Source organism: Spirillospora sp. NPDC046719 (assembly GCF_040645715.1).
Lineage (GTDB): Bacteria > Actinomycetota > Actinomycetes > Streptosporangiales > Streptosporangiaceae > Spirillospora.
In genome coordinates, this window is the sequence record NZ_JBEYYT010000127.1 from 1 (window position 1) to 23,432 (window position 23,432).

The following is a 23,432-nucleotide window of genomic DNA, read 5'->3' on the forward strand; positions in this document are numbered from 1 at the left end:
TCAGCCCCCCCCCCCCGGGGTGGGGGGGGCGCCGGGGCGCCCGCGCCTCCCCCCCCCCCAACCGCCCCCGCCGCCCCGCCCCCCGCGCGCCGGCCCCCCCCCCCGCCGCGAGCGTCACGCGGTGAACCGGGGCGTTACGGACGGCCGATCGGCAGGTCCTTGCCCGCGACGGCGCCGGCGGCCTTCGCCGTCATCGCCGTCGGGTTCGGGTCGTTCAGCGCCGGGACGGCGTTGCAGTAGGCGTCCGCGCCCTTGGCGCTCTTCGGCAGCGCGCCGGTGTCCAGGTAGGCGGCGACCTTGTCGTCCAGGCACGCGTTGCCGTTCAGCGTGTTGGCGTGGGTCTTGCCGCCGACCTCCAGGACGAGCCGCGAGGACGGGAACACCTTGTGCATGTTGTAGCCGCCCGCGACCGGGGTCGCGGCGTCCTGCGACGACTGGACGAGCAGCATGCCGGGCAGGCTCTTGCTCGCCTTCAGCTTCAGCGCGGGACCGCCCTGGAACGGCCAGAACGCGATGGGCGCGTTGAACCAGACGTTGCTCCAGGTGTTGAAGCGGTAGCCCTCCTTGTAGAGCTTGGCCGCGTCGTTGTGCCACTTGTTCCAGTTCCGCGGCCACCTGGCGTCGGCGGCCTGGACGGCGTTGTAGACGGCGAAGTCGTTGTCCTCGCCGCCGGTGTTCAGCCAGTCGAGCAGCCCGGAGGCGTCCTTCTTGTTCACCCAGTCCGACAGGGCCTGCGCGAACGGGATGTAGTAGCCGGTGTTGTAGCCGGCGGTCAGGACGATGTCGTCCAGCTCGTCCGGGCCGATCTTGCCGCCGATCGGGGACTTCTTCGCGGCGGCGCGGGCGGCGTAGTACTTCGCCTCGACGGCCTTCTCGGTCGTGCCGAGGTGGTAGACCGAGTCCCACTTGCCGGTCCAGGCCCACCAGGACTTCATGTTCTTCTCGAACGCCTTGTCCTGCTCGAGCTGGGCGTCGTACCAGACCGTCTTCGGGTTGACGTTGCCGTCCAGCACCATGTGCTTCACGCGGTTCGGGAACAGCGTGGCGTAGGTGGCGCCGAAGTAGGTGCCGTAGGAGAAGCCGTACCAGCTGATCTTCTGCTGGCCGAGCGCGCCGCGGATGACGTCGACGTCGCGGGCGGCGTCGGTGGTGCGCATGTGCGGCAGCAGCCAGCCGAACTTGCGCTGGCAGTCCTCCGCGTACTTCTTGGCCTTGGCCTTCCAGACGGCCTCGTCCTTCGCCGTCTGCGGGACGTAGTCCGGCCGCACCGGGTCGTACCAGGTCTTGTCGCAGGTCAGCGCGGGCTGGCTGGATCCGACGCCGCGGGGGTCGAAGCCGATGATGTCGTACTTGGCGGCGGTGGCGGCGTGGCCGACGCCGCCCATCCAGCGGGCCAGGGCGGGCGCGTACTCGATGCCGGTGCCGCCGGGGCCGCCCGGGTTGACGAACAGCACGCCCTGGTAGTTCTTGTCGTCGGTGTGCTTGTAGCGCGACACCGCGATGGAGATCTTGCGGCCGTTCGGCTTGGCGTAGTCGAGCGGCACCTGGACCTGGGCGCACTGGGCCTTGTTCATCGGGTCGTTCGGCCCGCTGACCTCGCACTTGCCCCAGTTGATGCCGCTCGCCGCGACCAGGTTCGCCGCGGACGGGCCGGTGGCCGCGTTCGCGGAGACGGCGGCGACGGTGCCGCCGGCCGCCACGGCCGCGGCGGCCGTGACGATGACGATCCTTCTCACTTGACCCCCTAGGGTCGGCGGCTCCGGAGCCCCCGTCGGGCTCGGAGGGGGAGCAGCGCCGATGCATGCGGATGCGTGGATTGCGAGGTGATTGTGGCGGTTCTGGGCGATATGGCGGGAGAGTCGCTGATGACCAGATGCGAAATCGTGACAAGATCCACCAATGTTCGTGATGTCGGTCCGCGAAGGACGCACCGGCGGTCGATCTGCGGGCGATCTGCGGGCGACCGGCATGCGAAGAGGGCCCCGGGGATCGCTCCCCGGGGCCCTCTCGGCCGTTCCGCGGCGGCCGGCCGGGCGGACGCCCGGTCAGCCGGTCACGGGTCTCAGCGGATGACGTCGGCGTTCAGCCGCGCCGCCTTCGTCGCCGTCGTGGACAGCGACTTGGTCTTGGCGGACGTCTGCGCCGGCGGCACCGGGTCGCCGAGCTGCGGGACGTGCGTGACGGACTGGCCCGGACGCTCCCCGGTCAGGAAGTACCGGTCGAAGATGGCGTCCACGGCCGCCGAACCGCGGTGCACGATGCAGTGCGTGCGGTCGCCGTCCTGGATCACCAGCTGCGAGCCCTTGAGCCGGCGGTGCATGTCGAGCGCGCCGGCGAGCGGCGTCGCCGCGTCCTCGCTGCCCTCGAACTGCAGGATGTTGCCCGGCAGCTGGGGGTTGCGCCCGACGTTCACCGGCGTGCCGGCCTTGGCGGGCCAGGTCAGGCACGGCGCGTTGAACCACACGTTGCCCCAGGTGAGGAACGGGTGCTTCTTGTTGATGCGGACGTTGTCGCGCTCCCACTTCGCCCAGCTCGTCGGCCACTGGACGTCGGTGCACTGCACGGCGTTGTAGACGGCGAACTCGTTGTCGTCCGCGCCGCCGGTCGTCTGCGCGCCGAAGGTGCCGACGAACGTCTCGGTGTCACCGGTCTTGTAGGCCGCCAGGCCCACCGCGTAGGCGTTCCACAGGGACTGGCTGCGGCGGTACGCGGCGTTCTGGATGACGTCGGTCAGCTCGTCCGGACCGACGGCGAACTTCTGGCCGCTGCTCGGGTCGGTGAAGTACACCGGCTTGGTCTTGAGCGTGGCGCGCAGCTTGTAGAAGAACGACCGCACGCCCGCCTGGGTGGTGCCCAGGTGGTAGACGGAGTCGTACTTGGCGATCCACCCGAAGTAGTAGTCCATGTTCTTGTCGAACTGGACGTCCTGGTTCAGGTTGGCGTCGTACCACACGTCCGACGGGCCGACGTTGCCGTCCAGCACCATCCGGCCCACGGTCTTCGGGAACATCGTCGCGTAGACGGAGCCGAGGTAGGTGCCGTACGAGGCGCCGTAGTAGTCGAGCTTCTTGTCGCTCAGCGCCTTGCGGATCGACTCCATGTCGCGGACGGAGTCGGTCGTCTTGATGTGGTTCAGCAGGCCGATCTTGTCGGCCTTCTTGCACGCGTCCGTGTACGCCTTGGACTTCTTCAGCCACACGGAGACCGAGGCGCGGTCACCGGTGCCGTAGTCGGGGCGGGGGGCGTTGGTGTAGTTCGGGTCGCAGCTGAGCGAGGGGACGCTCATCCCGACGCCGCGCGGGTCGAACCCGATGACGTTGTAGGCGTCCTTCAGCGCCGCGGAGTTCTGCGCGAACACCCGCGGGCCGAACAGCGCGCCGCCGCCGCCCGGTCCGCCCGGGTTCACCACCATGTCGCCCTTGGCGGCGCCCGTGCCGGTGTGCGGGGTGCGGGTCAGCTGCAGCGTGATCTTCTTGCCGTTCGGCTGCGCGTAGTCCAGCGGCACCTGCAGCTCGCCGCACTGCACGATCTTGGAGACCGGGTACAGCCCGTCGTACAGGTCGTGGACCTGCTGGACGAAGTCCGCCGGGCAGGCGTGCCACTTGACCGCGGCGGGGTCGAACCCCGAGGCCGCGGAGGGGCCCGCGGCCTGTGCGCTCGCGGTGCCGAGCCCGGCCAGCCCGAGCCCGGCCACCGCGGCCACGACGACAGTCCTCTTCACATATCCCCCTAACCTGTCGACTCGGATGAGTCGGACATTTGGGCAAACAAGTGAAGATTGTTGCTCTGCGGACAAGTCCGACAACAGAGCTTGTCGTGACCAGATGCGGAATCGTGACAAGATCCACGGAACTTTGTGATCCACCCGAACGTTCGGGTTCCGGGCATTCCGTGGGGTGTGCGCGCCGCGACCGGCCGGGCCGGGCACACCGCCACCCCCGGCCACCGGCCACAACGCGAAAAAGGGCCCCCGGGCTCATCACCCGAGGACCCTTGGGGTCCGCCCCCGGCCGCCTACGCGGCCGTCACATCACCGCGCCGGCGTCAGCTCACCACGACCTGCGCGCCCGGGCCGGACACCGACCCGTCCTCGCCGATCTCGATGCCCATATCGTCGGCGATGCGCATGGCCTCCTCGATCAGCGTCTCCACGATCTGCGCCTCCGGCACCGTCTTGACCACCTCGCCCTTGACGAAGATCTGGCCCTTGCCGTTGCCGGACGCGACGCCGAGATCGGCCTCCCGCGCCTCGCCGGGCCCGTTCACCACGCAACCCATCACCGCGACGCGCAGCGGCACCGGGAAGTCCTTCAGGCCCGCGGTGACCTGCTCGGCGAGCGTGTAGACGTCCACCTGCGCCCGGCCGCACGACGGGCACGACACGATCTCCAGGCCGCGCTGCCGCAGCCCGAGCGACTCCAGGATCGCCGTGCCGACCTTGACCTCCTCGACCGGAGGCGCCGACAGCGACACCCGGATCGTGTCGCCGATCCCCTCGCTCAGCAGCGCGCCGAACGCCACCGCCGACTTCACCGTGCCCTGGAACGCCGGCCCCGCCTCGGTCACGCCGAGGTGCAGCGGGTACTCGCAGGCGGCGGCGAGCTTGCGGTACGCCTGGATCATCACGACCGGGTCGTTGTGCTTCACCGAGATCTTGATGTCCCGGAAGCCGTGCTCCTCGAACAGCGAGCACTCCCACAGCGCCGACTCCACCAGCGCGTCCGGGGTGGCCTTGCCGTACTTCTCCAGCAGCCGCTTGTCCAGCGAGCCGGCGTTCACCCCGATCCGGATCGGCACGCCCGCGTCCTGCGCGGCGCGCGCGATCTCGCCGACCTTGTCGTCGAACTTCTTGATGTTGCCCGGGTTGACCCGGACCGCCGCGCAGCCCGCGTCGATCGCCGCGAACACGTACTTGGGCTGGAAGTGGATGTCGGCGATGACCGGGATCGGGGACTTCTTGGCGATCGCGGGCAGCGCCTCGGCGTCGTCCTGCGACGGGACCGCCACCCGGACGATCTGGCAGCCGGACGCGGTCAGCTCCGCGATCTGCTGCAGCGTGGCGTTGACGTCGGCGGTGAGGGTCGTGGTCATGGACTGCACCGACACGGGCGCGTCGCCGCCGACCGGCACGTCGCCGACCATGATCTGGCGCGACTTGCGGCGCGTCGCGACCAGGCTCTGCGCCCCCTGTCCGTCGCCCTCGCCGCGGACCGTCGGAATACCCAGTGAAACGCTCATCCCTCTCCTCTGACTCGCTCTGCCCAGCCTAGGCGCCCCGCATGGATGAGATGACGGCGACCGGCATGGAATAGTGTGACCGCTCGGCTACGCCCGGTAAACCTTCTCGCTCATTGCGGCATCTGGAGGGGGTTGACCAGATCCGCGAGGATCAGCAGCACGCCGAGCCCCACCAGCACCAGCACCGCCAGATATGTCAAGGGCATGAGCTTGGTCATATCGACGGTGCCCGGATCCGGACGTCCCCTGACGGCGTTGAAGCGCACCCGCAACCGCTCGTAGGCGACGACCGCGAGGTGCCCGCCGTCCAGCGGCAGCAGAGGGACGACGTTGAGCGCTCCTAAGAAGATGTTCACCGAGACGACCAGCGACAGATACAGAGCGATCTTGTCACGGACGGTGCTGTGCGAGGAGAAGATCTGCCCCGACACCTCCGTCGCGCCGACCACGCTGCCGACCTGCCCGCCCGGCGAGCTCTGCCGCTCGGGGGTGAACAGCTTCGGGATCGCCGCCGGCAGGTCCACCACGATCTGCCCCATGCTCTGCACGGTCCTGCCGATGGCGCGGCCGGCGAACACCGCCGCGTTGACCGGGCCCGTCCGCTCGTAGCCGGAGCCGACCACCCGCGCGGACAGCCCGACGAACGGCTCGCCGCCGACGTCCGCCAACCGCATGCGCAACGTCACCGGCTGCCGGACGCCCGCGCGCTGCACGACGACCGGGACCGTCTCCCCCGGCTTGGCCTTGTCGATGGCGTCGCGCAGCTCGTCCCAGTCCGCCACCGGCGTGCCGTTGAAGGAGAGCACGCGGTCGCCCGCGCGCAGCCCCGCCGCCTTCGCCGGCGACGCCGGGCGGCCGCCGCCGCAGTCGTCCTGCAACCGCGCCGGTACGCAGGTGCTGACCTGGTCGACCGTCGTGGTCACCGTGCCGGGCTGCCGGACGCCGACCGTCATCGCCATCGCCATCAGCAGCACGAACGCGAACACGAAGTTCACCACGACGCCCGCCGCGATGACGATCGCGCGCCGCCCCGCCGGCTGGCGGTAGAAGGCGCGCGGCCGGTCGGCCTCGTCGACCTCCTCCAGCGGCGTATAGCCGATGATCTTGACGAAGCCGCCGAGCGGGATCGCCTTGACGCCGTACTCGGTCTCGCCGCGGGTCCGCGACCACAGCGTCGGGCCGAACCCGACGAAGTACTGCGTGGCCTTCATCCCGAACCGCTTGGCGGTGAGCAGGTGCCCGCCCTCGTGGAGCATCACCGACACCAGCAGCGCGATGACGAACGCCACCGCGCCCAAGGCGAAGGCCATCCGATCCCCCTTCCGGGTCCGGTCCCGCCCGAGGGATCTCCTCCGGCGCCCGGCCGGCCCCGCGGGGCTCAGCCCAGGCCGGTCGCTTCCCTGGTCCGTGCGCGCGCCCAGGCGTCGGCGGCCAGCACATCGTCCAGCGTCAGCTCGCCCGGCGTCCCGGACCCGTGCTCCTCCACTACCCGCGTGATCGTGTCGACTATCCCCAGGAACGGCAGCCGTCCGGCGCGGAACGCCTCCACGCACTCCTCGTTGGCCGCGTTGTAGACGGCGGGGACCGTCCCGCCCAGCTCGCCGGCGCGGCGGGCGAGCGCGACGGCCGGGAACGCCTCGTCGTCGAGCGGGAAGAACTCCCAGGTGTGCGCCTGCGTCCAGTCGACGCCGGGCGCGGCGTCCGGGACGCGGTCCGGCCACTCGATGCCGAGCGCGATCGGCAGCCGCATGTCGGGCGGGCTCGCCTGCGCCAGCGTCGACCCGTCGGTGAACTCCACCATCGAGTGGATCACCGACTGCGGGTGCACCACGACCTCGATCCGGTCCATCGGGACGTCGAACAGCAGGTGCGCCTCGATGACCTCCAGGCCCTTGTTGACCAGGGTCGCGGAGTTGATGGTGATGACCGGGCCCATGTCCCAGGTCGGGTGCTTCATCGCCTGCTCGGGCGTGACGTCGGCCAGCTCGGCGCGGGCCTTGCCGCGGAACGGGCCGCCGCTGGCGGTCACCACCAGCCGCCGCACCTCCTCCGCCCGGCCGCCGCGCAGGCACTGCGCGAGCGCCGAGTGCTCGGAGTCGACCGGGACGATCTGCCCCGGCCGCGCCCGCTCCTTCACCAGCGGCCCGCCGATGATCAGCGACTCCTTGTTGGCGAGCGCGAGCGTGCGGCCCGCGTCGAGCGCGGCCAGGGTGGAGGCCAGGCCGAGCGCGCCCGTCACCCCGTTCAGCACCACGTCGCACGGCCACGCCGCCACCTCGGCGACCGCCTCCGGACCGGCGACGATCTTCGGGATGGCGTAGTCGCCGGAGGCGTAGCCGCGCCGCTTGGCCTCGGCGTAGAACGCCAGCTGGAGCTCCTGCGCGGCGGACGCCTTGGCCACCGCGACGACCTCCGGGCGGAACTCCAGCGCCTGCGCGGCCAGCAGCTCCACCCGCTCGCCGCCGGCCGCGAGGCCCGCGATCCGGAACCGGTCGGGGTTGCGGCGGACGACGTCGAGGGCCTGGGTCCCGATCGAGCCGGTGGAGCCGAGGACGACGAGTTCTCGTGCGGAGGGCGCGGCGGCGCCAGAGGGAGACATCACCGCACCATTGTCGGACATCGGCGCGCGGGCGTCCCGCCGCCCTGCCGGGCGCCGGCGGGCCCGGCGCCGGACTGGCGGGACGCGGTCGGGGGTGCCGGTCAGTCGGCGAGCGGGAGCCGCAGCACGAGACGCGCGCCGAGCGCGCCGTCCGCGGCCCGCAGGGTCCCGCCGTGGACGGCGGCGATCTGCCGGGCGAGCGCCAGTCCGAGGCCGCTGCCGCCCTCGGACCGGCTCCGCGCGGCGTCCAGCCTGGTGAAGCGCTCGAAGACGCGGTCGCGGTCGGCGTGCGGGATGCCCGGCCCGTCGTCGCGCACCTCCACGATCGCGCTGTCGCCCTCCTGCCGCGCCTCCACCTCGACCAGCCCGTCCGCGTGCCGCTCTGCGTTGTCGAGCAGGTGGAGCAGCAGCCGGGTGACCTCGAACCGGTCGGCGTGCACGGTGAGCCCGGGCTCGGCCTTGGCGTGCACCCGGACCGGGGCCGTCCGCCGCGCGGCCTCGGCCTCGACCAGCGCGGCGAGGTCGACCGGCTCGCGGTCCGGCGGTGTCCCCGACTCCAGCCGGGCCAGCGCGAGCAGGTCGTCGACGATGCGGTGCAGCCGCTCGCTGTCGCGCAGCGAGCGGCGCAGCGTGTCCACGAGCTCGGGATCCTCCGGGTCGGCGAGGGCCAGCTCGATCTGCGTCCGCAGGCCGGCCAGGGGCGTGCGCAGCTCGTGCGAGGCGTCCGCGATGAACCTCCGCCGGTGCAGCGTCGCGCGCTCCAGCCGGTCGAGGACGCCGTTGACGCGGCGGGCGAGCCGGGCGGCCCCCGTGCGGCCGTCGGGGACCGCGAGGCGGCGGGCCGGGTCGGCGGCGGTGATCTCGGCCAGTTCCGCGTCGAGCCGCTCCACGGGCCGCAGCGCCCGGCCGGCGACGGCCCACGCGCCCCAGCCCGCGACGGCGACGGCGACCGCGCCCAGGGCGGCCATGACGGCGGCGAGGACGGCGGCGCGGCGGACGTCCGCGAGCAGCACGAGCGCGGCCGCGGCCGCGGTCACCGCGGCGGCGAGCGAGGAGCCGGCGGCCGCCGCCGCCAGCGTCACGCGTGCCCGCTCGGACCGCGGCCGGACGCGCCGCGCATCGATCCGGACAGACATATCTCCTTTGTACGCAATAGCCCACCAAAAGATGGCAAAGCTCTCGCCCCGTGCGCGTGGGCTCCGCCCCGCCGTTAACCCGCGATGATCATGAACGGACGGTCGACACGAGAGCCTTTGCCGCCCTTTTCACCTTCGCTAGCAGGGACAACACCCGATCCCGCCTATAAAGGAGTGACGTGATTCGACTCCCGCCAGGGGGATGGGGACATGGGCCAGACGGGCGAGCCGACGTTCGACCCGGGAACGCTGAGCCCCGCTCAGCGCCTCGGCGACGCCTGCGTCGTCTGCCGCAAGAAGTGGCCCCGGCCGCGCGTCCGCGTCGGCCGCCTGCCGGACTCCACCGGGGTGTTCGCGTGCGACGACTGCGCACCGGCCCCACCGGCACCCCGCACGCCGCGGGGCCCATGGGAGCCGCTCACGAACGCCGGACGGCCGGTCGAGGAACCGGCCCCGGTGCGGACGACGGCCATCGACGCCGTCGTCATGGAGGTCTCTCCAGGGAGAAGGGTGACCCGGGCCTTCGGGGGGACGCCCGGGACCACCCGAGAGGCGCGCCCGACTGGGGGCGGTCGGGCGCGCCGGAGAGACCCTTAACGTCACAGAGAGGCGCGACGCCACATCCAGGGGCGGTCGGGCACGCCGGAGAGACCCTTAACGGGCGCGCGCGTCACGCCTTGGTGGACTCGATCCAGGTCTTGGTCCACTCGGCGTAGTCGGTGCAGTCGGCCTTGTTGGTCTTGCCACCGCAGACGCGGGTGGGCGCGTGCGCGAACATGATCTTGTCGATGTAGTCGCGGTCGCCGACGTGGAAGGCGCCGCAGAAGCCCGCGCGGAGCCGGTCGCCGGAGCACGCCTGCGGGTTGGCGGGGGCGACGCCGGTCCACTCGGCCACCTGCTGCTGGACGTCCGGGGACGCGGTCCACTGCAGCCACTGGTACATGCAGTTCGGGTGCTGGACGCGGGCGCCGATCATCCACGCGTCCATCCAGCCGGTGACGCCCTCGGACGGCTCCGCGGCCTGGACGGGCTTGCCGGCGCGGTCCAGGACGTCGACCTGGTAGGGGCCGGCCTCGCCGAGCACGGCCGCTCCCCCGGCGAACGCGCTGATCGCGTCGGCGGGCTGCTCCCAGTACTTCAGCACGTGCGGGCGCTGCCGGGAGAGGACGCGGCCGGCGGCGGCGAGCTGGCGGGGCGTCAGCGAGTACGGGTCGCCGATCTTGAGCTTGCGGTCGTGGCCCTTGAGGTAGAGCGCGGCCTCGGCGATCGCGAGCGGGCTGTCGCGCACGATCAGCTTCCCGGAGTAGCGGCGGGCCTGCTCGGGGTCGAACAGCGCCGACCAGCTCGCCGGCGGCTGCACGGTGCGGGTGTCGTACATGAGGAGGTTCGCGCCCCAGACGTAGGGGACGCCGTAGTACTTGCCGTCCTGCTTCAGCAGGCCCCGCAGCTTCGGCTGCAGCTTCTTGTAGCCGTCCACGAGGCTGGTGTTGACCGCGGTGACCTGGTGCTCGGCGACGAGGCGGCCGGCGACCTCGGGCGGCGCGGCGACGCCGTCGTAGCGGCGGTCCGTGTTGCGCATGAGGTCGTACATCTCCTGCGGGGTCTTGACCAGCTTCACGCCGACCTTGCAGCCGGTGCGCTCCTGGAACGGGGTGACCCAGTCGACGCGCGGATCGGTGGTGCCGCTCTCCACGGAGCCCGGCATCGCCAGCAGGTCGAGGGAGCCCTCGCCGGGGCCGAGCGTGCTCGCCACCTTCGCGACGCCGACCGGTTCCGGGTTCTCCTCGCTGCACGCGCCGAGGCCCGCGACCGCCAGCACCGCGGTCACCGCCAGCGCCGCCAGCCTCCCGCCGTCCGTCCGCCGGCCGGCCCTCCGCCGCATGTCGCTCCCGATCCCCTCCGCAGAGCCGTCCCCCGTCGCGGACGGACCCATCGGCGCAGCGTAGCGCCTCCGGCACGGCCCGGCGGTGCGCGCCCCGCCCGGGGCGCCGGGCCGGCCGCGGCCCGGCCGCCATTCACGAGGGCGCCGGGGGCCGCCCGCAAGCCATTCGCAGGTTTCCGGTGGCGACTCTTCCGACTCGGGCCGCCGAGCGGCGATATTACAGAAGATCGCTACTCGGGCCGGGACCATTCATAAAGTCATTTCCGGTTCGTATGCGGAAACGCCACGGCCCCGGGAGGGCGGTGGGTGCCGGTGTCCGCGCCACACGGAGGTTGCTGGAGAGGGATGTGGCGCGGGCTGCCCTTCCCGGGGCCGCGGTGCAGCCGGTGGACGTGGCGAGGTTGGGGAACAGCGGATCACCTTGCAGTGCTGCCTGGCCACGCGGTCACCGGCGCCCGGCGCGGCGGCGGCGGTGTGACGCCCTCGAGACGGAGGAGATTCGAGGGACGCCGCGCGCTCTGCCGGGGGTCGCGGAACGGCCTGGGGCCGTCGTCGGAGGGATGCCTGGGTGCGGTGTGCTTGACCACCTCTATCCGTGCGATGAGGCTCTGCGGGGTGTCGGCCTCCAGGAAGTCGCCGAGGTCGCGCTCGCGGGGTGGAAGCGCCCACCAGCGGCGGGTGAACGGCCCGAACCAGATCGTCCAGCCCGGGAACCGCCGGCCGAGCGCGTCGACCTCCGCGGCGTGGTCGTCAGCGGTCATAGCGCGGCACTCCTGCTCGTCCCGTCCCACCGGTCACCGGAACGCCGGATCCCGTTCTGACTCCGGAGCCTGACTTTTAATTTCGCCCCTTTTAATTGATAGTGCGATTGTGTCGCCCGCCACAGACGCCGTCAATGGGTGGAGCCATTATTCGTCCGGAGGGCCCGGACGAAAATCAACGACGGATATCCACGGCCGTGGGAAAGTACCGGACACCCGCCCCGGCCTGCCGGTTCGCGCCGGGCGCCCCGGCGCGGGTCACCGGCCGCAATCCCGCGTTCACCGCCGCGTCACCGCCCGCGGCTAGCGTGGCCGGGACCCGTGTTCCGACATCGAGCACCGCGAGGCGGTCCCGCGTGCCGTCAAGGCTTTTTGCGCCATTTATTGCTATCTGGGCGTTTCGTCGGTATCTCCGCCACGCGCCGTTCGTTCTGGCGCTCGCGGGCGGTGCCGCGCTGCGCTGGACGGCGGTGCGCGCCTACCCGCACGGGCTGTGGTTCACGGGCGACTCGTACTTCTACGTCGGCTACGCGCTGCGGCCCGCGCCGTCGCCCAGCAAGACGCTCGGGTACTCGTTCGTGCTGCGGCTGCTGGAACCGCTGCACGGCCTGACCGCCGTCGTGGTCGTCCAGCACCTCATGGGGCTCGCGATCGCGGTGATGGCGTACGCGGTGCTGTGCCGCGCCGGGCTGCCCTCCTGGGCGTCCGCCCTCGTCACGCTGCCCGTGCTGTACGACGCGTACCAGATCGAGCTCGAACACCTGCTGATGTCCGAGACGCTGTTCATGTTCCTGATCGCGGGCGCGCTGACGCTGCTGCTCTGGCGCGTCCGCGACGGGCGGGCCCCGCCCTGGTGGACGGCCCTGGCCGCCGGCCTGCTGCTCGGCTACGCGGTGCTGGTCCGGTCGGCGGGCGCGCCGGTGGTCCCGGTCGTCCTGCTCTGCCTGCTGCTGTGGCGGCGGGGGTGGCGCGCCGCGCTCGCGTTCGGCGCGGCCGCCGCGGTCCCGCTCGTCGCGTACGCGATGTGGTTCCACGCCGGACGCGGCACCTACGCGCTCACCACGTCCGACGGCATCTACCTGTGGGGGCGGACGGCCGGGTTCGCCGACTGCGCGAAGATGCGCCCGCCGCCGGACGAGGCGGCCCTGTGCCTGCCCCCGGGCGCCGACGAGCGGCGCGAGGCGCCCGGCCACCTGATCTGGCGCGGCGACATCCCGCCGCGCGAGCTGCTGTCGCCCGTGGTGTCGCCGGAGGCGAACAGCAGGCTCCGGGACTTCTCCGTCCGCGCGATCCTGGCGCAGCCGGGCGACTACCTGCGGGCGGTCGGCGAGGGCGTCGGGCGCGCCTTCAGCCCGCGCCGCTACCCCTACCCGAACTCGACGACCGAGCGGCTGTACCACTTCCCCGAGCGGCCGCAGCTGTTCCCCAGCGGGCTCGCCTACGCCGACCGGCACGGCGCGCCGGGCACCGTGCTCGCGGACGCGATGCGGTACGGCCGGACGGGCGCGCCGAGCGAGGTCGTCCGGCCGTACGCGGACCGCATGATCGGCTACCAGAGGCACTGGTTCCTGCCGGGACCGGCCATCGGCGCCGTGTTCGGGCTCGGCGCGGTCGCCGTCCTGGCGGCCCGCGGGCGGCGCCGCGAGGTCCTGATGGTGTGGGGGACGGCGGCCACACTCCTGCTGTTCCCCATCGCCAGCGCCGACTTCGACTACCGCTACGTCGTCCCGACGGTGCCGTTCGCCTGCTCGGCCGTGGGTCTCGGCCTGTCGGCGGTACGCCGCCGCGCGGCCGGCGACGAGGCCGACCGCGCGGACGACGCGGAGACCGCTACCCGTTGGTGGGGAACCCTAGGTTCACGCCGCCGTGACTCGGATCGAGCCAGCGTGCCGTGACGGCCTTGGTGCGCGTGTAGAAGTGCACGCCCTCCATGCCGTGCGCGTGGCTATCGCCGAACAGCGAGTCCTTCCAGCCGCCGAACGAGTAGTACGCCATCGGCACCGGGATCGGGACGTTGATCCCGACCATGCCGACCTCCACCTCGTTCTGGAAGCGGCGCGCCGCCCCGCCGTCGTTGGTGAAGATCGCGGTGCCGTTGCCGTACGGGTTCGCGGAGATCAGCTCCATGGCCTCGTCGTACGAGCCGGCCCGCACGACCGCGAGGACCGGGCCGAAGATCTCGTCCTTGTAGGCGTCCATCTCCGGGGTGACGTGGTCGAGGACGGTCGGGCCCAGCCAGAAGCCGTCCCCGGCGCCGCCGAGCACCGGCGTCCCGCGGCCGTCGATCGCGAGGGTGGCGCCCTGCGCGACCCCGGAGTCCAGGTACGAGGCGACCTTGTCGCGGTGCGCCCTCGTCACCAGCGGGCCCATCTCCGCCTCAGGGTCGTCGCCCGGCCCGACCATGAGCCGGGCGACCCGCTCGCGGATCTTCGCCATCAGCTCGTCGCCGACCGGATCGACGGCCACCACCACGGAGATCGCCATGCAGCGCTCCCCCGCCGAGCCGAAGCCCGCCGACACCGCCGCGTCCGCCGCGAGGTCAAGGTCGGCGTCCGGGAGCACCAGCATGTGGTTCTTCGCGCCGCCGAGCGCCTGCACCCGCTTGCCGTTCGCCGCGGCCGTCTCGTAGATGTACTTCGCGATCGGCGTCGAGCCGACGAAGCTGACCGCCTTCACGTCCGGGTGGCGCAGCAGGCCGTCCACCGCCGCCTTGTCGCCGTGGACGACGTTGAACACCCCGTCGGGCAGGCCCGCCTCGGCCCACAGCTCGGCGATCCGCACCGACGCCGACGGGTCCTTCTCCGACGGCTTGAGCACGAACGTGTTCCCGCACGCGATCGCGACCGGGAACATCCACATCGGGACCATCGCCGGGAAGTTGAACGGGGTGATCCCGGCGACCACGCCGAGCGGCTGGAGGATCGAGTAGGCGTCCACCCTCGTCGACACGTTCTCCGAGAACCCGCCCTTGAGCAGGTGCGGGATGCCGCAGGCGAACTCCACGACCTCCAGTCCGCGCGCGACCTCGCCCGCCGCGTCCGACAGCACCTTGCCGTGCTCGGACGAGATGAGCCGGGCCAGCTCGTCGCGGTGCGCGGCGACCAGCTCGCGGAACCGGAACAGCACGGACGCCCGCTTGGCGAGGGAGGCGTCACGCCAGCCGGGGAACGCGGCCTTCGCGGCGGCGACGGCCGCGTCCACCTCGGCGGCCGAGGCGAAGTCGACGTGCCCGGCGACGCGGCCGGTCGCGGGCTCGTAGACGTCGCCGCGCCGGGCGGCCTCCCCGTCGAACGGCTTGCCGCCGATCCAGTGGGTGATGTGCTTGCGCTGGGACTCTGCGTCGGTCATCAGGCGGTCTTTCCGGTTGCGTTCCGCGCGGCGTCCGCGGTGACGGACTCCAGCGAGGCGATCAGGACGCCCAGGCCCTCCAGGGCCTCGGCGTCGGTCAGGGTGAGGGGCGGTGCCATGCGCACCACGTTGCCGTACAGGCCGCCCTTGCCGACCAGCAGCCCCCGCTCGCGGGCCGCCTCCATCAGCGCGACGGCCAGCGGCGGGCTCGGCTCGCCGGTCTCCGGGTCGGCCAACTCGACCGCGAACATCAGGCCCTTGCCGCGGACGTCCTTGACGACCGGGAACCGCGCCGCCGCCTCCCGCAGCCCGCCGATGATCGTCCGGCCCTGCTTCGCCGCGTTGGCCTGCAGGTCGTGGTCCAGGACGTAGTCGAGGGTCGCGTTCGCCGCCGCCATCGAGACCGGGTTCCCGCCGAACGTGGAGAGCCCGACGGCGTGCAGCGCGTCCATCAGGTCGCCGCGCGCGACGACGCCGCCGACCGCGAACCCGTTGCCGAGGCCCTTGGCGAACGTCATCATGTCCGGCGTCACGCCGTGGTCGTCGATGCCCCAGAAGCCCTGGCCCGTCCGCCCCCACCCGGTCTGCACCTCGTCCGAGATGAACAGGATGCCCGCCTCGTCGAGGACCTCCTTGTAGGCGGCGAACAGCCCGTCCGGCGGCATCGTGAACCCGCCGACGCCCTGGATCGGCTCGGCGATCAGCGCCGCGACGTCCCCGCCGGTCGCGGTCGCGAGGACGTGCCGCAGGTCCTGCACGCACGCGTCGACGTACGCCTCGTCCGACATGCCGGCGAACTGCGGGAGGTGGCGGTCCGCGCCGTGCAGGAAGTGGACGTTCAGCGGCGAGTAGGACAGGTTCGTCCACGCCCGGTTGCCGGTGACGCCCGTCGCGCCGAACGAGCGGCCGTGGTAGCTCTGCCGCATCGCGAGGACCTGGTCGCTGCGCCGCGCGTACGCGGCCAGCAGCAGCGCCGTCTCGTTGGCCTCGGTGCCGGAGTTGGCGAAGAACACCTTCGCGTCCGGGATGCCGGACAGCCGGGCGATCTTCTCGGCCAGCTCGATCTGGCCGCGCAGCAGGTAGGCGGTGGAGGTGTGCACGACGCCGGTGGCGAGCTGCCGCTCCACCGCCTCCCGCACCTCGGGCACGTCGTACCCGATCATGTTGGTGAGGATGCCCGTGAAGAAGTCGAGGTAGCCGTTGCCCTCGGCGTCGGTCACGCGGTTTCCCTTGCCGCCGACGATCTCGATGGGGTCCTGGTAGTTGAGCGCCATCCAGGACGGCATGACCGCCCTGTGGCGCCGGAGCAGGTTCGCGTGTTCCGACATGTGCCAAGTCTCGGTGCGGCGCGGCGGCGGGGCCAGCGGCAGAGTGTCACGACACCGCCCCGCCGGTTGACGGAGTGGAACGCGGCGGCGCCGGACGCCTCCCCAGGGCGCCTACACCCTGTAAACCTCATGGTCACCGGCGTTGACAGGCTGTCGGATATCATCGCGGGCGATGCTGCCCACACTCGACGACGTCCTCCAGCTCGACGCGGTCCGCCGCGGGCAGCCGCGCGTCGTCGCGGGCGCCGACCGCACCGGCAACCTCGTCCGCTGGGTGCACGTCGCCGAGGTCACCGACATCGCGCACCTGCTGCACGGCGGCGAGCTGGTGCTCACCACCGGCATCGCGCTGCCCGACGAGCCGGACCGGCTGCGCGCCTACATCGCCGAGCTCGCCGAGGTCGGCGTCAGCGGCCTGATGATCGAGCTCGGCCGGCGCTACGCCAGCCGGCCGCCCGCCGCGCTGGTCGCCGCCGCCGAGGAGCTCGGCCTCCCGGTCGTCGTGCTGGCGCACGAGCCGGCGTTCGTCGACATCACCGAGTCCGTGCACGCCCGGATCGTCCAGGAGCAGTTCGCCGAGCTGCGCGCCTCCGAGCAGCTGCATGAGATCTTCACCCAGCTGTCGGTGGAGGGCGCCTCCACCGACGAGGTCGTCCGGCAGGTCGCCGCGATCGGCGGGCACCCGGTCGTGCTGGAGAACCTCTCGCACCGGGTCCTGGCCGCCGACGCCGCCGGCCGCGACCCCGCCGAGCTGCTGTCGGCGTGGGAGACCCGCTCGCGCGCCGTCCGGCCCCGCACCCGCACCGGCTACGACGCCGCGTCCGGCTGGCTCGTCACCACGGTCGGCGCCCGCGGCGAGGACTGGGGCCGGCTGATCATCGTGCTCGGCTCGCCGCCGTCGCCGCGCGAGACCGTGCTGATCGAGCGGGCCGCGACCACCCTCGCGCTCGGCCGGCTGCTGGACCGGCACGCCGAGAGCGTCGAGCGGCAGGCGCACGGGACGATCATCGCCCGGATCCTCGCGCACGCCTACTCCGACCCTCAGGAGGCCGCCGCGCGCGCCCGCGCGCTGGGCGTGCCGCTGTCCGGCCGCCGGCTGCTCGGCGCCGTGCTGCGGCACCGCGGCCCCGCCCACGCGGCGCGCGGGTCCGCGCCGCCCGTCGGGGAGCTGTCGGCGCTCGCCGAGACGGTCGCCGCCGCCTGCAAGGACGCCCGCCTCGCCGCCCTGGTCGGCGTGCTGGACGAGGGCGGCCCGCAGGCCCGGGTCGGCGTGCTGGCCTCCCTGCCCGCCCGCGCCGACGCCGAGACCGCGCTCACCGAGGTCGCCACCCGGATCCGCAAGCAGTCCGGCGGCGACACCGTGATGGCCGCCGGGTCCGTGGTGGAGACGATCCGGGACGTCCGCCGCTCGTTCCTGGAGGCCGAGCAGGTCGCCGACGTCGCCGCCCGCGGCTCCGGCGGACGGCTGTTCTACCGGCTGCCCGACCTGCGGCTGCGCGGCCTGCTGCACCTGCTGCGCGACGACGCCCGCGTGCAGACGTTCGTCGAGCGCGAACTCGGCCCGCTGCTGGAGTACGACGCGCAGCGCGGCAGCGACCTGACCCGCATCCTGGAGCTGTACCTGGAGTCGGGGCGCAACAAGGCCGTCGCCGCCCAGCAGGCCCACCTGTCCCGCCCGGCCTTCTACGAGCGGCTCCGCCGCATCGAGCGGGTCCTCGACGCCGACCTCGACGACGTCGAGTCGTGCGTCTCCCTCCACGTCGCGCTGCTCGCCCTCAGCTCCGTCCGCTGGGAACGGTCCTGACCGGCGCGGGGGGCCGGGGATCGGCGGGAGGCGATCGGCGAACGGCGGGCCCCTGCCTTACTCCGCGTTTACGCTTTCCAGCATGACGGACGCGGCGTTGCATGTTCATCGGTACGGAGATCCATCGGGAGAGCCGCTGGTCGCCCTGCACGGCGTCACGGGGCACGGGGCCCGGTGGCGGCGGACGGCCGAGCGGCACCTCGCGGACCGGTACACCCTCGCGCCCGACCTGCGCGGGCACGGCCGCTCCCCGCACCTGCCGCCGTGGGGCGTCGAGCAGCACGTCGAGGACGTCCTCGCGGTCATGGACGCCGAGGGCCTGGAGACGGCCGACCTCGTCGGGCACTCCTACGGCGGCATGATCGCGGTGCATCTGGCGCGGACCGCGCCGGAGCGGGTGCGGCGGCTCGTCCTGCTGGACCCGGCGATCGGGCTCGATCCGGAGGACGCCGCGAGGACCGCGCGCGGGTACATGGCCGAGGTGTCGTTCGCGGACGCCGTCGAGGCGCGCGCGTCGCTGGTGGCGCGCTGGTCCCTGGCCTCCGAGGAGACCGTGAACGACGAGGTCGCCGCGCACCTGGAGCACGGCCCGGACGGCCGCACCCGCTGGCGGTACGAGCGGGCCGCGATCGTGGCGGCGTACTCGGAGATGGCCCGCCCCCACGTCCCGCCGCCCGCCGGCCTGCCGACCCACCTGGTGATCGCGACGCTCGCGGACCTGGTGCGGCCGGAGTTCGTCGTGGACTGCCGCGCCGCCCTCGGCGACGCGCTGACGATCAGCGAGATCGAGTCCGGCCACATGCTCTACATCGACCGCCTGGAGGAGACGGGAGAGCTGCTGCGCACATGGCTGGCACCGTGAGCGCACATCTCCTCCACATCCGGCTGGTTTGATCGCCCTATGGCAGCGAGCATCGACTACCTCGACAGGGTCGCCGGGACGGACGTGGCGCACGCCTACAAGCGCCACATGCTGGAGTCCCTCTCCATCGAGCCCGGCCAGACGGTGCTGGACGTCGGCTGCGGACCGGGCACCGACCTGGCCGCCCTCGCCTCCGCGACCGGGCCGTCCGGCACCGTGATCGGCGTCGACCACGACGCGGCCATGGCGGACGAGGCGCGGCGCCGCACCGCGGACCTGCCGGGCGTCCGGGTGGAGCGGGCCGACGCGCACGCCCTCCCCCTGGACGCCGCCTCCGTGGACCGGGCCCGGATGGACCGGGTGATGATGCACCTGGACGACCCGTCCCGCGCCCTCGGCGAGCTGCGCCGCGTCCTGCGGCCGGGCGGGCTGCTGGCGCTCGCCGAACCCGACTGGGACACGCTCGCGATCGACCACCCCGACCTGGAGACGAGCCTGGCGTTCACCCGGTTCGTCGCCGGGAGCGCCAACCGGAACCGGGCGATGGGGCGGCAGGTCCCGCGGCTGGCGGAGGCGGCCGGGTTCGCGGTCCTGTCGGTGCTGAACGCGGCCCCGGTGTTCCGCGATCCGGCCACGGCCGAACAGGTGTTCGGGCTGCGCCGCACCACCGGCCGCGCCGTCGAGGCTGGCCACCTGGACCGGGACGCCGCCCGCCGCTGGCTGGACCATCTGGACCGCGGTCCGGTCATGGTGACGGCCTCGTTCATCGTCGTCCTCGCCCAGGCGGCCCCCGGCCCCGCCCGCTAGGCCCTTCCGCGCCCTCCGCGCGCCGCCTCCGGTCATCCGGGTGTCACCTGGAGGAGGTACTTCAGTGCGCTGAGGGCACAACCATGTAGTGACACTTCGCAGTTCGACGGGTATGCGCACCTTCGGGGTGGAAGAGGAGCTCCTTCTCGTCGACCCCGCCAGCGGCGTGCCGCAGGCCGCCTCCGGCTCCGTCGTCCAGTACGCCCGCCGCCACGCCGAGGTCCTGTTCAACGGCGGGCGGCGGTCCGAACCGCTGGAATGCGAGCTGCAGCGCGAGCAGCTGGAGATCTGCACCCCGGTCTGCCGCACCCTCGACGAGGTGTCCGCGCACGTCAGATCGGCGCGGCAGGCGGCGGCCCAGGCCGCGGCGGGCGTCGGCATCACGGTCGCCGCCCTCGCCACCTCCCCGGTCGCCGTCCGCCCCTCGCTGTCCCCGACGCACCGCTACCGGCGCATGTCGGACGCCTACGCCGCCACCACCGACGAGCAGCTCACCTGCGGCTGCCACGTCCACGTGGGCGTCGCGACGCCGGACGAGGGCGTCGCCGTCCTCGACCGGATCCGGCCCTGGCTGCCGGCGCTGCTGGCCCTCAGCGCCAACTCCCCGTTCTGGCAGGGCGCCGACACCGGCTACGACAGCTGGCGGTACCAGGTGTGGGGGCGGTGGCCGTCCAGCGGCCCGACGGAGCTGTTCGGCTCCGCCAAGGCCTACCGCGCGACCGTCGAGGCGCTGCTGGACACCGGCGCGCTCGTCGACGAAGGGATGATCTACTACGACGCGCGGCTGTCCCGCCGCTACCCCACCGTGGAGATCCGCGTCCCCGACGTGTGCATGCACGCCGACGACGCCGTGCTGATCGCCGCGCTGGTCCGCGCCATGGTCGACACCGCCGCCGAGTCGTGGCACGCGGGCGAGCCGCCCGACCCCGTCCGCGCCGACCTGATGCGGCTGGCGATGTGGCGGGCCGGGCGGTCCGGGCTGCGCGAGGACCTCGTGCACCCCGCGACCCGCCGGGCCGCGCCCGTCCACGAGGTGGTCCGCGCGCTGCTGGAGCATCTCGGCCCGGCGCTCGACCGCGCGGGCGACCTGACGACCGCCACCCGGCTGCTGCACGGCATCCTGGAGCGCGGCAACGGCGCCCGCGTGCAACGCGCCGTGTACGCCCGCACCCGCGACGTGACCGCCGTCGTCTCCGACGCCGTCCGCCGCACCACCTCCTGACGCGTCAGGGGCGGCCGCGGCCGAGAAGGCGCAGGAGGCCGGGGTCCGTGGCGAACAGGCGGTCCAGCTCCCCGGCGCCGACCCGGTCCGCGAGGATCTGCAGGGCGATGTCCTGCCGGACGTACTCGGCCGCCATCAGCGCGACCGCCGGGTCCGCCGTGTAGATCCCCCACGCCGCGCCCTCGCCGAACCCGCCGACGACGGCCTCCCGCCGGTCGCCGACGACCACCAAGAGCCGGTAGCCGAGATCCTCCAGGACGGCCTCGGGCGCGGAGTACCGGTGCTGGTAGACGGCCCCGTTCCGGTCCCCGCCGAAGGGGTCGGCGTCCTCGCCGAACGAGACCACCGACACCTCGACGTCCCGCCCGGCGGCGTCGACGACCGCCTCCCGCAGCCGCCGCGTCTCCTCCGGCCACACGGACATGAAAAGGTCGCGCCGGGCACCGGCGATCACGTCCTCCGCCCGGTCCAGCATGGCCTCGGCGTCCTTCAGCCCGTGGATCAGGTGGCCCTCGGGGGCCGCCGCCACGGCGGGCAGCGCCGACCGCAGCACGTCCACCGACCCGTCGAACTCCCGCCGCATCCGGTCCAGGAGCGCGTCGGGCGGCAGCGGCAGGTACTCGGTCGCGTCGGACGGTCCCCGCAGCTCGTAGGCGGCGCCCCGCGCCACCAGCTTGCCGAGCGTCTCGTACACCGTGCTGCGCGGGACCCCGGAGCGCTTCGCCACCTCGTACCCGTTGACCGGCCTGCCCGCCCCGACCAGGGCCACGTACGCCTTGGCCTCGTATCCGGACATGCCGAGCCGCTGCAGATGCTCAAGGACGTCCCGCGCGCTCACCGCCGCAATGCTAGTTCTTCGGACGTCCCCCGTCGCCCGGCCGCGCGCGGTGCCAGAATCCGGGCATGGAGCGGCGGCTGGACGACGTGACACTGGAAAGGTCCGCGGTGGTGGCCAACTGCGCCATGAACCGGGAGCGGACGCTCAGGTCGTACGGGCGGGAGCTCGGGATCGACGTCCTCGCGGAGATCGACGACGGCTGGCTCGACCTGTGCTGCGGCGCGGGACGGGCGCTGGCCGAGGCCGCCGCCCGCCGCCCGGACGCGCGGATCACGGGCGTCGACCTGGCCGGCCGTTTCCTGCCCGCGGCGAGCGCCGTGCGGCTGGTCACGGCGTCCGTCGCGGAGTGGGCGCCGGACGCGCCGTACGGCCTGATCACGTGCGTGCACGGCCTGCACTACGTCGGCGACAAGCTGGGCGTCCTGGCACGCGCCGCGTCGTGGCTCAGCGCGGACGGGCTGCTCGTGGCGAACTTCGACACGGCCGGCGTCCGGCTCGCGGACGGGTCCTCCAGCGGGGCTTCGAGCGGAGGTCCGGGCGGAGGCGCGGGCGGGCGGCGGGTCGGGGCGGCGCTGCGCGAGGCGGGGTTCCACTACGACGGGCGGCGCCGCCGGATCTCCCTACGGGGGCGGCGCGAGGTGCGGTTTCCCTTCCGTTACCTGGGCGCCGACGACCAGGCCGGCCCCAACTACACCGGGCAGCCGGCGGTCGACTCGTTCTACGAGCCGCTCGAGTAAGCGGCCGCTGACCCTCGGGTCAGGAGAGGTGGTCGGCCTCCCTTACGATCGGTCGCCATGGCCTCCCCCCTCGACTGGACCCCGCCGTCCGGCGCGCTGATCCGCGCCGCGGACCTGGCGCTCGAACCGTGGCGCGCGTACACCTCGCCCGTCTTCCACGGCATGGAGAACGTGCCCCGGACGGGTCCGGCGCTCTTGGTCGGCAACCACACGGTGTACGGGGTCGTCGACGCGCCGCTGATCTTCTTCGAGATCCACCGGCGGCGCGGGGTGTGGGTGCGGTCGCTGGCCGACCACGCGCACTGGCGGATCCCGGGGTGGCGCAGCGTGATGGACCTGGGCGGCTCGGTGGACGGGACCCGCGCCAACTGCCGTGCCCTGCTGAGCGACGGCCAGATGGTCGTGGTGTTCCCCGGGGGCGCGGGAGGCCACGCGCGACCGCGCCGACCGGTACCGGCTGCAGTGGGAGGGCCGGCTGGGCTTCGCCCGCCTCGCCGTGGAGGCGGGCTGCCCGATCATCCCGTTCGGCTCGGTCGGGGTGGAGGAGATGTTCACCACCGTGCTGGACCCGGGCAGCCCGCTGCTCGCCCCGGCCCGGCTGCTCGGCCGCGCCGTCCTCGGCGAGCGCGGCCTGCGCGACGACGTGCTGATGCCGGTGTCGCGCGGCATCGGCCCGACGCCGATCCCGCGCCCGCAGCGGCTCTACTTCGGCTTCGGCGAGCCGATCGACACCTCGCTGTGGGAGGGCCGCGCGGACGACGACCGGGCGGTCACCGAGGTGCGCGACCTGACCCGCAAGGCCGTCGAGGAGATCATCCACGGCCTGCGCGCCGAGCAGCGCGACGACCCGTCGCGCACGCCGTCGGGCCG

General features: G+C 73.1%; 18 protein-coding genes and 1 pseudogene. 8 read left to right on the forward strand and 11 right to left on the reverse strand.

Features of this window, described 5'->3' with window-relative positions; all coding sequences use genetic code 11:
- Positions 1-134: 134 nt before the first annotated feature.
- From ABZ914_RS22290 to ABZ914_RS22325, 8 genes are all read right to left on the reverse strand, one after another.
- Positions 135-1,736: an alpha/beta fold hydrolase gene (locus ABZ914_RS22290; RefSeq protein WP_500195325.1), complete on the reverse strand. Its 1,602-nt coding sequence runs from the start codon at positions 1,734-1,736 to the stop codon at positions 135-137.
- A gap of 326 nt (positions 1,737-2,062) precedes the next feature.
- Positions 2,063-3,721 (reverse strand): alpha/beta hydrolase, encoded by a 1,659-nt coding sequence (locus ABZ914_RS22295; RefSeq protein ID WP_500195326.1) that lies wholly within the window; start codon positions 3,719-3,721, stop codon positions 2,063-2,065.
- Between the two features lie 323 nt (positions 3,722-4,044).
- Positions 4,045-5,238, reverse strand: a complete 1,194-nt coding sequence (gene ispG / locus ABZ914_RS22300) for a flavodoxin-dependent (E)-4-hydroxy-3-methylbut-2-enyl-diphosphate synthase (protein WP_500195327.1) — start codon at positions 5,236-5,238, stop codon at positions 4,045-4,047.
- Between the two features lie 110 nt (positions 5,239-5,348).
- Complete coding sequence (locus ABZ914_RS22305; RefSeq protein ID WP_500195329.1) at positions 5,349-6,548, reverse strand: M50 family metallopeptidase; 1,200 nt, start codon at positions 6,546-6,548, stop codon at positions 5,349-5,351.
- 68 nt (positions 6,549-6,616) lie between these two features.
- Positions 6,617-7,837 carry a 1-deoxy-D-xylulose-5-phosphate reductoisomerase gene (gene dxr / locus ABZ914_RS22310; RefSeq protein WP_433252890.1) on the reverse strand — a complete coding sequence of 407 codons (1,221 nt, stop codon included), beginning with the start codon at positions 7,835-7,837 and terminating at the stop codon, positions 6,617-6,619.
- 101 nt (positions 7,838-7,938) lie between these two features.
- A complete protein-coding gene (locus tag ABZ914_RS22315; RefSeq protein ID WP_500195331.1) occupies positions 7,939-8,973 on the reverse strand; it encodes a sensor histidine kinase in 1,035 nt (344 codons plus the stop codon).
- A 670-nt stretch (positions 8,974-9,643) separates the two neighbouring features.
- Positions 9,644-10,906 carry an ABC transporter substrate-binding protein gene (locus tag ABZ914_RS22320; protein WP_500195333.1) on the reverse strand — a complete coding sequence of 421 codons (1,263 nt, stop codon included), beginning with the start codon at positions 10,904-10,906 and terminating at the stop codon, positions 9,644-9,646.
- Positions 10,907-11,271: 365 nt separating this feature from the next.
- Positions 11,272-11,616, reverse strand: coding sequence for a hypothetical protein (locus tag ABZ914_RS22325; protein ID WP_190859844.1), 345 nt, complete (start codon positions 11,614-11,616; stop codon positions 11,272-11,274).
- Positions 11,617-12,086: 470 nt separating this feature from the next.
- On the opposite strand from ABZ914_RS22325, the gene ABZ914_RS22330 reads away from it, so the two are divergent.
- Positions 12,087-13,511: a phospholipid carrier-dependent glycosyltransferase gene (locus ABZ914_RS22330; protein WP_500195335.1), complete on the forward strand. Its 1,425-nt coding sequence runs from the start codon at positions 12,087-12,089 to the stop codon at positions 13,509-13,511.
- Here ABZ914_RS22330 and ABZ914_RS22335 read toward each other — a convergent pair.
- On the reverse strand, positions 13,447-14,964 hold the full coding sequence (locus ABZ914_RS22335) for a CoA-acylating methylmalonate-semialdehyde dehydrogenase (RefSeq protein ID WP_500195336.1): 1,518 nt from the start codon (positions 14,962-14,964) through the stop codon (positions 13,447-13,449). The genes ABZ914_RS22330 and ABZ914_RS22335 overlap by 65 nt on opposite strands.
- On the reverse strand, positions 14,964-16,292 hold the full coding sequence (locus ABZ914_RS22340) for an aspartate aminotransferase family protein (protein WP_500195338.1): 1,329 nt from the start codon (positions 16,290-16,292) through the stop codon (positions 14,964-14,966). Before ABZ914_RS22340 ends, ABZ914_RS22335 begins: the two co-directional genes overlap by 1 nt.
- 172 nt (positions 16,293-16,464) lie before the next feature.
- Here ABZ914_RS22340 and ABZ914_RS22345 point away from each other — a divergent pair, with 172 nt between their 5' ends.
- The 4 genes from ABZ914_RS22345 to ABZ914_RS22360 all read left to right on the forward strand — a co-directional run bounded on the left by ABZ914_RS22345 (position 16,465) and on the right by ABZ914_RS22360 (position 20,987).
- Positions 16,465-18,096, forward strand: a complete 1,632-nt coding sequence (locus ABZ914_RS22345; RefSeq protein WP_190859831.1) for a PucR family transcriptional regulator — start codon at positions 16,465-16,467, stop codon at positions 18,094-18,096.
- Between the two features lie 82 nt (positions 18,097-18,178).
- On the forward strand, positions 18,179-18,958 hold the full coding sequence (locus tag ABZ914_RS22350; protein ID WP_500195341.1) for an alpha/beta fold hydrolase: 780 nt from the start codon (positions 18,179-18,181) through the stop codon (positions 18,956-18,958).
- 39 nt (positions 18,959-18,997) lie between these two features.
- Positions 18,998-19,765, forward strand: a complete 768-nt coding sequence (locus tag ABZ914_RS22355; protein ID WP_500195342.1) for a methyltransferase domain-containing protein — start codon at positions 18,998-19,000, stop codon at positions 19,763-19,765.
- Positions 19,766-19,877: 112 nt separating this feature from the next.
- Positions 19,878-20,987: a carboxylate-amine ligase gene (locus ABZ914_RS22360; protein WP_500195344.1), complete on the forward strand. Its 1,110-nt coding sequence runs from the start codon at positions 19,878-19,880 to the stop codon at positions 20,985-20,987.
- 4 nt (positions 20,988-20,991) lie between these two features.
- Here ABZ914_RS22360 and ABZ914_RS22365 read toward each other — a convergent pair whose 3' ends face one another.
- Positions 20,992-21,825, reverse strand: coding sequence for a TrmB family transcriptional regulator (locus tag ABZ914_RS22365; RefSeq protein WP_500195346.1), 834 nt, complete (start codon positions 21,823-21,825; stop codon positions 20,992-20,994).
- Between the two features lie 65 nt (positions 21,826-21,890).
- Here ABZ914_RS22365 and ABZ914_RS22370 point away from each other — a divergent pair, with 65 nt between their 5' ends.
- The 3 genes and pseudogenes from ABZ914_RS22370 to ABZ914_RS22380 form a co-directional block, all read left to right on the forward strand.
- Entirely contained in the window at positions 21,891-22,562 is a 672-nt protein-coding gene (locus tag ABZ914_RS22370) for a class I SAM-dependent methyltransferase (RefSeq protein WP_500195347.1), read from the forward strand.
- A gap of 162 nt (positions 22,563-22,724) precedes the next feature.
- Positions 22,725-22,931: pseudogene (locus ABZ914_RS22375) on the forward strand (1-acyl-sn-glycerol-3-phosphate acyltransferase); the annotation flags it as partial.
- A 127-nt stretch (positions 22,932-23,058) separates the two neighbouring features.
- Positions 23,059-23,432, forward strand: a 374-nt coding sequence (locus tag ABZ914_RS22380; RefSeq protein WP_500195349.1) for a lysophospholipid acyltransferase family protein, incomplete at its 3' end; no start/stop codon positions are given.

Bases quoted from the DNA above. Each gene is read 5' to 3' on its own strand.
- ABZ914_RS22335 (WP_500195336.1), bottom strand. From the start codon at position 14,964: ATGACCGACGCAGAGTCCCAGCGCAAGCACATCACCCACTGGATCGGC.
- ispG (WP_500195327.1), bottom strand. From the start codon at position 5,238: ATGAGCGTTTCACTGGGTATTCCGACGGTCCGCGGCGAGGGCGACGGA.
- ABZ914_RS22325 (WP_190859844.1), bottom strand. From the start codon at position 11,616: ATGACCGCTGACGACCACGCCGCGGAGGTCGACGCGCTCGGCCGGCGG.
- ABZ914_RS22350 (WP_500195341.1), top strand. From the start codon at position 18,179: ATGACGGACGCGGCGTTGCATGTTCATCGGTACGGAGATCCATCGGGA.
- ABZ914_RS22355 (WP_500195342.1), top strand. From the start codon at position 18,998: ATGGCAGCGAGCATCGACTACCTCGACAGGGTCGCCGGGACGGACGTG.
- dxr (WP_433252890.1), bottom strand. From the start codon at position 7,837: ATGTCTCCCTCTGGCGCCGCCGCGCCCTCCGCACGAGAACTCGTCGTC.
- ABZ914_RS22305 (WP_500195329.1), bottom strand. From the start codon at position 6,548: ATGGCCTTCGCCTTGGGCGCGGTGGCGTTCGTCATCGCGCTGCTGGTG.
- ABZ914_RS22315 (WP_500195331.1), bottom strand. From the start codon at position 8,973: ATGTCTGTCCGGATCGATGCGCGGCGCGTCCGGCCGCGGTCCGAGCGG.
- ABZ914_RS22345 (WP_190859831.1), top strand. From the start codon at position 16,465: ATGCTGCCCACACTCGACGACGTCCTCCAGCTCGACGCGGTCCGCCGC.
- ABZ914_RS22370 (WP_500195347.1), top strand. From the start codon at position 21,891: ATGGAGCGGCGGCTGGACGACGTGACACTGGAAAGGTCCGCGGTGGTG.
- ABZ914_RS22340 (WP_500195338.1), bottom strand. From the start codon at position 16,292: ATGTCGGAACACGCGAACCTGCTCCGGCGCCACAGGGCGGTCATGCCG.
- ABZ914_RS22320 (WP_500195333.1), bottom strand. From the start codon at position 10,906: ATGGGTCCGTCCGCGACGGGGGACGGCTCTGCGGAGGGGATCGGGAGC.
- ABZ914_RS22360 (WP_500195344.1), top strand. From the start codon at position 19,878: ATGCGCACCTTCGGGGTGGAAGAGGAGCTCCTTCTCGTCGACCCCGCC.